Source organism: Saccharomonospora iraqiensis subsp. paurometabolica YIM 90007 (assembly GCF_000231035.2).
GTDB lineage: Bacteria > Actinomycetota > Actinomycetes > Mycobacteriales > Pseudonocardiaceae > Saccharomonospora > Saccharomonospora paurometabolica.
In genome coordinates, this window is record NZ_KI912205.1 from 10,579 (window position 1) to 12,231 (window position 1,653).

Below are 1,653 nucleotides of genomic sequence, written 5' to 3' on the forward strand. Positions count from 1 at the left end.
CGAACCCGCCACCGCCGACCCCGCCGCCGGACCCGCCGCCGCCGTCGAGCCCGCCGCCGTCGGAACCGCCGCCGTCACCGTCGGGGCCGGACCCGTGATCGCCGTCCGTGTCGACGAAACCCCGGATCCCACCGCTGCCGCGCAGCTCGGACCGTATCCACACGGACATACCGAGCACGGTGGCGATGAGGATGACGAAGAAGATGATCGGGTACACGGGTGCTCCCTCCCCGGTGGTCGCGCGATGGGCGCTGTCGACACGGGGACGGGGTGGACCGGCGTCCCGGTTCCCGGATTCACCTGATCGGACCGGTACCGCGCGGCGTGCCCACGGCCGTCGGCGCGGTCGCACCACGGCGCGTTCACTCACCGGGACCGGTGCGTTGACGGTGCCGGGCGGCCCCGAGAAACCTGGCGACCGCTTGGTAACCGGGGTCGGTGGCGTCGCCGCGCCGTCCCCGCACGGACCCGGCCCTCCCCGGGCCCGCCGCAGTCGATCGCAGGAGGACGCATGCCGACCCCGGTCATCGTCGACGCCGCCCGCACCCCGTACGGCAAGCGGGGAGGATGGCTGTCCGGCCTGCACCCCGCCGAGCTGCTGGGTGCCGCCCAGCGCGGGTTGCTCGACCGGCTCGACCTCGACCCCGACCTCGTCGAACAGATCATCGGCGGATGTGTCACGCAGGCGGGCGAGCAGTCGGGCAACGTCACGCGCACCGCCTGGTTGCACGCGGGACTGCCCCGGGCCACGGGCGCCACCACGATCGACTCCCAGTGCGGGTCGGCGCAGAATGCCGTCCACCTCGTCTCCGGTCTGATCGCCACCGGCGCGCTGGAGATCGGCATGGCGTGCGGCGTGGAGTCGATGTCGCGGGTGCCGCTCGGAGCCAACGTCGGTGAGGCCGGGTCCCCGAAGCCCGACTCGTGGGACATCGACATGCCGAACCAGTTCGGCGCGGCCGACCGGATCGCCGCCCGCCGCGGTTTCGCCCGGGAGGAGCTCGACGCCTTCGGCGTGCGCTCCCAGGAGCGCGCCCGGCGCGCCTGGGACGAGGGCAGACTGGACCGCCAGATCATCCCCGTGACCGCGCCGTCGGTGGAGACCGGCGAGCCGGTGCGGGTCACCCGGGACCAGGGGCTGCGGGAGACCAGCGTGGAGGCGCTGGCGGGGCTCAAGCCGGTGCTGCCGGACGGCCTGCACACCGCGGGCACCTCGTCCCAGGTCTCGGACGGGGCCACGGTCGCCCTGGTCGCCGACTCGGAGCGCGCCCGTGCCCTGGGCCTGCGTCCCCGTGCCCGGATCGTGTCCCAGGCACTCGTCGGGTCCGACCCGTACTACCACCTCGACGGTCCGATCGACGCCGCCGAACGGGTGCTGAAGCGGGCCGGGATGACCATGGCCGACATCGACCTGGTCGAGGTGAACGAGGCGTTCGCGTCGGTGCCGATGTCGCTGCAGCGGGTGCTCGGGGTCGACGACGACCGGCTCAACGTCAACGGCGGCGCGATCGCGGTCGGCCACCCCGTCGGCTCCACCGGGATCCGGCTGATCGCCACCGCGATCGACGAGCTGGAACGCCGGGACGCCACCACCGCGCTCGTGGCGATCTGCGCGGGCGGCGCGCTGGCCACCGGCGCGGTCGTCGAACGGCT

Annotated in this window: 2 protein-coding genes; one reads left to right on the forward strand and one right to left on the reverse strand. The window is 74.1% G+C overall.

Features of this window, described 5'->3' with window-relative positions:
* Positions 1-217: hypothetical protein (locus SACPADRAFT_RS32125; RefSeq protein WP_007027532.1), on the reverse strand; the 217-nt coding region annotated here is incomplete at its 3' end.
* A 294-nt stretch (positions 218-511) separates the two neighbouring features.
* Here SACPADRAFT_RS32125 and SACPADRAFT_RS0203190 point away from each other — a divergent pair.
* The coding region (locus tag SACPADRAFT_RS0203190) for a steroid 3-ketoacyl-CoA thiolase (protein WP_007027533.1) at positions 512-1,653 on the forward strand (1,142 nt) is incomplete at its 3' end.